Source organism: Burkholderia sp. Bp8998 (assembly GCF_003854235.1).
Lineage (GTDB): Bacteria > Pseudomonadota > Gammaproteobacteria > Burkholderiales > Burkholderiaceae > Burkholderia.
The window spans coordinates 208,321-214,320 of record NZ_QTQF01000007.1 but is presented as its reverse complement, the minus strand read 5'-3'; the positions used below and the strand labels follow the sequence as shown (position 1 = coordinate 214,320).

The window sequence follows — 6,000 nt, the reverse complement described above, 5'->3', positions numbered from 1 at the left end:
GTTCGGAGAGCGATTTATGCAGGCGCGCGGATAACGCGTTGTTCAACCGCCTCACCCACAAAAATGCGGACAGGTTCCGTTGCTCGGGATTATCTGGATGCATCTCGCGAAGTCTGGCAGCAATTTGCTGCGGCGACCAGCGCCGATAAACCAGATCGTGATGCACTTGCCAGTACAGCGCGCTTCCTGTTGCCAGCTTCGCCTGACGCCGACTTCGCTCGCGGCGCGCCCGGTAGGCGCTAGCCGCGCTCGTGGCGTCATAACAGCGAGACGATTCCGTACGATTGCGTGCCAACTCTCGCGTGATCGTCGACGCGCTGCGACCAAGCAGCCTTGCAATCGCCCTGACGCTCGTGTTTCTGGCCCTCTCGATCATGATCGCCGCGCGCTCTTCGGCGCTCAGATGCTGGTATTTCGTCATTGCAACACCCTACCTCATCAAAGGTGTTGCACTTGAAACTAGAGTCTAAGGGGTACGGCCTTGCATTTTCAGTCGGGATCGACAGCTTGCGAGAATATCGTGATACTGCCTGTCGGAATGACGCACGGTCCGCAATTCACGCAAGGTTCACTCATCGCGTGAAGCCGGGCCGACGAGGCGCGTTATAAGAACCGAGAGGGTGGATTGGCCGGAGAAAATCATGTCGCCGGAACTTGAGATCGAATATCTCGATTACCGCTTCACCGCGACATTCGAAACCCGGGAAACGGGGCGGGTCGCCGTGGTCGACTGGCAGCTGGATTCCGTTCGCGAAGCAAGACGTTCGCGTGGACCGTATTCGACCGTTTTCTGAAACGTAACGACTTCGCCGACGAGGACGACGCACGCGCCAATATCGTCGACTGGCTGGAGCAGTTGGTCAGCCCGCAGGGCGCGCCGCTCGTCGAAATCACGGCGGCGAGGGCGGCTGCGGCCACGGTGAGTTGCCGCACAGACGGTTGCATGGGCCACGATCACAATCTGGCCGGTTGACCGTTCTACCCCGGCCCGGTCAACCGTTTCCCCGCTCGCTCGCGCAGGAGCGGGGCTTTTTGCCCGCACGGCGCATGCAAGCCGCGTCGGCGGAACCGGACAGGCGTTCGGCAGGGGGGCGTTTCGCGCGCCCCGGCATCCGTTCGCCTGATCCACATGAAGCGCTTTCCTCGTGGCTGGGCGATTGCCCGGGCCCATCGCCGGTTGCGGCTGCCGATGCCCTGGTCCCGGCGGTACGCGGTCGCGCCGCCGGGATGCTTGTTGTCCCGAACCCGTCGAGGTCCGATCGCGCGTAACGCGCGCGTCAGCGCGATCAGCCTGCCTGCTCGACGCTGGTTTCCCAGCCGTCGTATTCGCCGCCGAGCGAGTGCACCTCGCGATTGATCTCGAGTGTATGGTGCGTGATGTCGGCCAGCGCCGTCGTGCCTTCGTGCGCGAACCGCACGGCCGATTTGCCGTCCTCGGTCGGCGCGACCGATTCGACCAGATAGCCTTTCGACTCGGCCCAGTCGGCGAACTGGTGCGCGTCGCTCGGTTCCGGGAAGTAGGCCCAATGCATCACGCGCCGGCTCACGTCACTCACGTCGCCTTTCTGCCGCAGCGCGTCGAGCACGCGCATGTCGCGCATCAACTGCCAGTCGTCGTCGGTCGGGTAGAGCGTGCGCCAGTACGTTTCCTTGTCCGGATCGTCCTGATACGCGTACTGAAGTGCGTAGGTCGTCTGTTCGGCCAGCGAGTCGACGATCTCGGCGGCGGCTTGTTCGTCGAACGGCACGTAGAACAGGAAGTCCTGGTTGCCGTCGACCGTGATGCGGCCGACCTGCATGCCGTCTTTCGCGGTCACCGCGGCGTCCAGCAGCTCCTCGATCTTCGTGAGATCGGCGAACTCGTCACCGCTCGGCAGGCCGTCGGGCGTCGGATGCGCAAGCGTGACGCGCACGCTGAGCAGCGACGTGCGCGGGTCGCTTTCGGCGATTTCAGCAAAGCCGTGATTGAAGCTGATGAAGGCCTGATGGTCGCCCATTCTGGCAGGGAAGGTTCCCCAGGCGTCGGTCATGTGTTTCTCCCGTGCACGATTGTCTGTTGACGGTTGCAAAGCGTCCCAATGTATCATCGAAAATCGCGTTGGCCGAAGCCGCGTACCTGGGTGATCGCGCGTCCGGCCGGACCGGTGGCGGTCGAATTCGCGTGCTGTCGCGCCATCGCCGGTTTCCGTCGTCGGGCGCTCGCCCGGCCGCAACCGTTTCGAAGGAGATTCCGATGTCGATGTTCGCGGTGAATGGTGTCCGAATCGATGTGCGCAGCGCGCGTGTGACACACGTGCGCTGGGCAGCCGTCAATCCGGCGGACCGGTCGTGGGCGGCGACGCCGAGCGAGGCGTCGGTGGCGGAAGTGGCACGCGCGCTTGCGGCCGGCAACGACGTGCGCGCCGTCTTTGACGAAGTGGATGGGACGGCGGTGGGGCCGAAGCTGAAGCGCGTGCTGTATCGAGACGCGTCGGAAGGGATCGAACTCGACATCGATGCGACGAGCGAGTCGCGTACGTTGCGTGACCTTCCGCAGATCTGAGCCGCGCCGGCGCGTGTTCCCGCGAGCCGATCACGAACGAATCATGCCAGCGTGTGCATGGCGGATGATCCCGTCGGCCGAACGGATTGATTCGGCATGTCGTGCGCGACCTGGCCACCCTGTCGCGAACGAACACAAATAATGTCGCCACGCGTGTCGATTTCCGTCGAGTCCGTCCGTCGTAGCATCGGAGACGTGCGCATCGTGCGTCCGTCCCGATTTCCGATACGACAACCGACTGAAGGAGCGATACCCATGGCAACGTCCGTCAACCCGATCCCGGAAGGGATGCGCACGCTGACGCCGCATCTGATCTGCGCCGGCGCAGCCGCAGCCATCGACTTCTACAAGCGTGCGTTCAACGCGACCGAACGGTTCCGCCTGCCGACCCCAGACGGCCGGCTTGCGCACGCGTGCCTCGCAATCGGCGATTCGACGCTGATGCTCGTGGATGAAATGCCGGAGCACGGCGCACTCGGGCCGAAGACGCTGAAAGGCACGCCGGTCTGCCTGCACCTGTTCGTGCCGGACACCGATGCGGCGATCGCGCAGGCCGTCGCGGCCGGCGCGACGGTCACGATGCCGGCCGCCGACATGTTCTGGGGCGATCGCTATGGCCAGGTGGAGGATCCGTTCGGCCATCGCTGGTCGATCGCGACCCACCAGCGCGATCTGACGCCCGAGCAGATCGCGGAAGCGATGGCGAGCGCGCCGCCGTGCGGAGGCTGACCAAGCGGGGCGCATCGGACTGAACGTGGCTGGCGGTCGCGGCCGCGGCGGCGCGTATCGGTGCGCGGGTTCGTCCGCGCTCAGGCGCCGGCGGCCTTGCCGCGCTGCTTGTCCGCGTACATGCGGCGATCGGCCGATTCGAGCAGGTCGGCCACCGCGCGGTGTCGCGCGGGATCGTATGCGACGTGGCCGACACTGAACCGGATCGCATAGCCGCGTGCGTCGGCCGCGTTGCGCCGATCGAGTGCCTGCGTGACGCGCTCGATCGGCTCGCCGACGTCGGCCGCATCGGTGGCGCTCAGCAGCACGACGAATTCGTCGCCGCCAAGTCGGGCGATCACGTCGCTGTCGCGCAGCGCGCCGGTCAGCGTGTCCGCGAAAGTCTTGAGCGCGCGGTCGCCCTCGGCATGGCCGAAGCGGTCGTTGATCGCCTTGAAGCCGTTCAGGTCGAAGAACAGCAGCACCGCGTGCCGGCCCATGCGCTCGCACAGGCTCAGCACGTGGCGCGCGAGAATCTCGAAGCCGCGCCGGTTCGTCAGTTGGGTCAGCTCGTCGGTTGTTGCGAGATGCAGCGCCGCGATTTCGCGTTCGGTCATGTGCGCGAGATCGCCGAGCAGTGCGAGTTCGTCGGCGGAGAGTTCGCGCGGCCGCGTGTCGATCAGGCACAGCGTGCCGACGGGTGCGCCGTTCGGCGCGGCGAGCGGCCGCCCCGCGTAGAAGCGGATGCCGGGCTGGCCGGTGACGAGCGGATTGTCGTGGAAGCGATCGTCGTTGCGCGCGTCCTGGATCACCATCGTATCGTCCGCGAGCAGCGCATGCGCGCAGAACGATACGTCGCGCGAAGTCTGCGTGGCGTCGAGACCCGGATGGCTCTTGAACCACTGGCGATTCTCGTCGACGAGGCTGACGAGTGCGATCGGGACGTCGAATAGTCGGCGCGCGAGGCGCGTGAGACGGTCGAACCGTTCTTCCGGTGGGGTGTCGAGGATCGACAGTGAATGAAGCGTCTCGAGCCGGGCCGCCTCGTCGACCGGTTTGGAAGCAATCTGCATGGGCCTTTGTCTCTGGTCCCGGCTGTGGAGCCGGTCATCGATCGGTTGTCGCGCGGCGCTTGTGCAAGCCGGACGGCATGCTGCGCTCGACGAGCATACGTCGGACAGTATCGCGCATTCTCCATTGCGCTGCCACGGCGGGTTGTGCGGGCTTGTCATGTCGATGCGATGCGAACGCTTCACGTGTCGTGCGTTGGCGGCGGACATGCAATTTGATGTCCGCCGCCTCAAGCTGTCCGATGCGATGCCGTAAACAGGGCGTGATCAATCGTTCATCTATCGCACCATGGTTCGAATTCTGTACGCAGGGTATCTCGCGTTTGCGCTGTATCTGCTCTATCCGATGGTCCAGAACACGCTGACCGTCAGTGCGGACTGTGTACTCGGCGCGCTGCCTGGCCGCGCGCGCGATCGACCGGCGCCTTCGGCAAGCGATGCGCATGCGAGCCGGTGTGCCGCGACCACGCAGATCGCGGAGCGATCGCCCGAGATCCACTGATTTCCATTGATTCTACCGATCGCGGCGCCGTCACGCCCGGTGTGCAGGCCATTCGGCCAGGTTGATCGGCACGTCATGTGCGCCGATCATTGGTGACATCACGGCGCGAATGCATGCGCACGACGCGGGTCGGCGGCACCGCACGCGAACGGCGCTTGCGATCGCGTGCGGGCGAAGCGTCAGTACGACGAGCGATACGTCGTGCCCTGGTCGAAGCGGCTTTGCCAATGCGCAAGGTAGCGCGACGCGAGTTGCGGATTATTCCAGACCACGACGACGTTTTCGGAGTTGCGGCTGGCCGCCGACGCACTGTAGTTGAACGAGCCGGTCTCGACATGCTCGGCATCGATCACGAGGTATTTGTCGTGGTGGATCGCATAGGCGTCGATCGTGCGCGTCGGAATGCCCGCGTTGACGAGCAGGTTCAGCGCCTGCTTGCTGCTCTTCGCGCGATTGCCCTTGTCGTCCACCACGACCTCGACATTCACGCCGCGCCGCTTCGCGGCGAGCAGCGCGCGCGTGACGGGCGGCGACGTGAACGAGTAGGCGGCCACGCGAATCGAGGTGCGCGCGGCGCCGATCGCCTTCAGCACGAGCGCCTCGGCACCGCCATCGGGCGAGAACGCCGATTCGACGACCTGCGTGGCGGGCGCTTCATGGGTCGGGGTCGGTAGCAGTTGCGCAATGAAGTCGATCGCCTGCTGCAGCAGCGATTCGTTGTGCGTCTTGCCGAAGGCGGCGAAGGGTGTAGCGAGCAGGGAAGCGGCGAGGCAGGCGGCGGCGAGGCGTTTGCGCGACAACATCTTGGACAGCGAATTATTTTGAGACAGCGGGCCGTGAGTGTAACGCAGACACGGCGGCGCGGTCACGCCCGGATGCGAATGGAAGGCATGGTGTGGCAGCCCGTAGCGGTCGATGCCGTGCGGTTCATCGTGCCGTGCGGTATCTGCATCGGCTCGGTGGTCGTGCCGGGTGACGGAAGTCGATGATGAGCGCGTGCGTGCGAAGCCGGTACGGCATGGTCCCCGCGTGACGGAAGGCACACACATGCCGGTGCAGGTTCAATGCGCCATGCGCTCGACGAGATTGGAGCGGCAGACAGGGCGCGGCCGCACGAATGCGGCTCGGCAGGCGTAAACGCACGCAACACACGCACGCAGATGGCCGCGCTGCGCTGC

Annotated in this window: 8 protein-coding genes; 4 read left to right on the top strand and 4 right to left on the bottom strand. The window is 65.2% G+C overall.

The window, feature by feature from the left end:
- On the bottom strand, positions 1-421 hold a 421-nt coding region (locus tag DIE06_RS10855), incomplete at its 3' end, for a helix-turn-helix domain-containing protein (protein ID WP_148094363.1).
- A 220-nt stretch (positions 422-641) separates the two neighbouring features.
- Between DIE06_RS10855 and DIE06_RS10850 the strand changes: the two genes are divergently transcribed.
- Positions 642-794 (top strand): hypothetical protein, encoded by a 153-nt coding sequence (locus DIE06_RS10850; protein ID WP_260433587.1) that lies wholly within the window; start codon positions 642-644, stop codon positions 792-794.
- Between the two features lie 492 nt (positions 795-1,286).
- Here DIE06_RS10850 and DIE06_RS10845 read toward each other — a convergent pair whose 3' ends face one another.
- The gene (locus DIE06_RS10845; protein ID WP_124661421.1) at positions 1,287-2,030 is read right to left on the bottom strand and encodes a DUF695 domain-containing protein; all 744 of its coding nucleotides are present in this window, start codon (positions 2,028-2,030) and stop codon (positions 1,287-1,289) included.
- Positions 2,031-2,233: 203 nt separating this feature from the next.
- Here DIE06_RS10845 and DIE06_RS10840 point away from each other — a divergent pair, with 203 nt between their 5' ends.
- A complete protein-coding gene (locus tag DIE06_RS10840) occupies positions 2,234-2,542 on the top strand; it encodes a phosphatidylserine/phosphatidylglycerophosphate/cardiolipin synthase (RefSeq protein WP_124661420.1) in 309 nt (102 codons plus the stop codon).
- Between the two features lie 255 nt (positions 2,543-2,797).
- The gene (locus DIE06_RS10835; RefSeq protein WP_124661419.1) at positions 2,798-3,271 is read left to right on the top strand and encodes a VOC family protein; all 474 of its coding nucleotides are present in this window, start codon (positions 2,798-2,800) and stop codon (positions 3,269-3,271) included.
- Between the two features lie 80 nt (positions 3,272-3,351).
- Here DIE06_RS10835 and DIE06_RS10830 read toward each other — a convergent pair whose 3' ends face one another.
- Complete coding sequence (locus DIE06_RS10830) at positions 3,352-4,323, bottom strand: diguanylate cyclase (RefSeq protein ID WP_124661418.1); 972 nt, start codon at positions 4,321-4,323, stop codon at positions 3,352-3,354.
- A 286-nt stretch (positions 4,324-4,609) separates the two neighbouring features.
- Here DIE06_RS10830 and DIE06_RS10825 point away from each other — a divergent pair, with 286 nt between their 5' ends.
- Entirely contained in the window at positions 4,610-4,822 is a 213-nt protein-coding gene (locus DIE06_RS10825) for a hypothetical protein (protein WP_124661417.1), read from the top strand.
- Positions 4,823-5,001: 179 nt separating this feature from the next.
- Here the strand turns inward: DIE06_RS10825 and DIE06_RS10820 are convergent, their stop codons facing one another.
- Entirely contained in the window at positions 5,002-5,625 is a 624-nt protein-coding gene (locus tag DIE06_RS10820; protein WP_409364496.1) for a phospholipase D family protein, read from the bottom strand.
- Positions 5,626-6,000 lie beyond the last annotated feature (375 nt).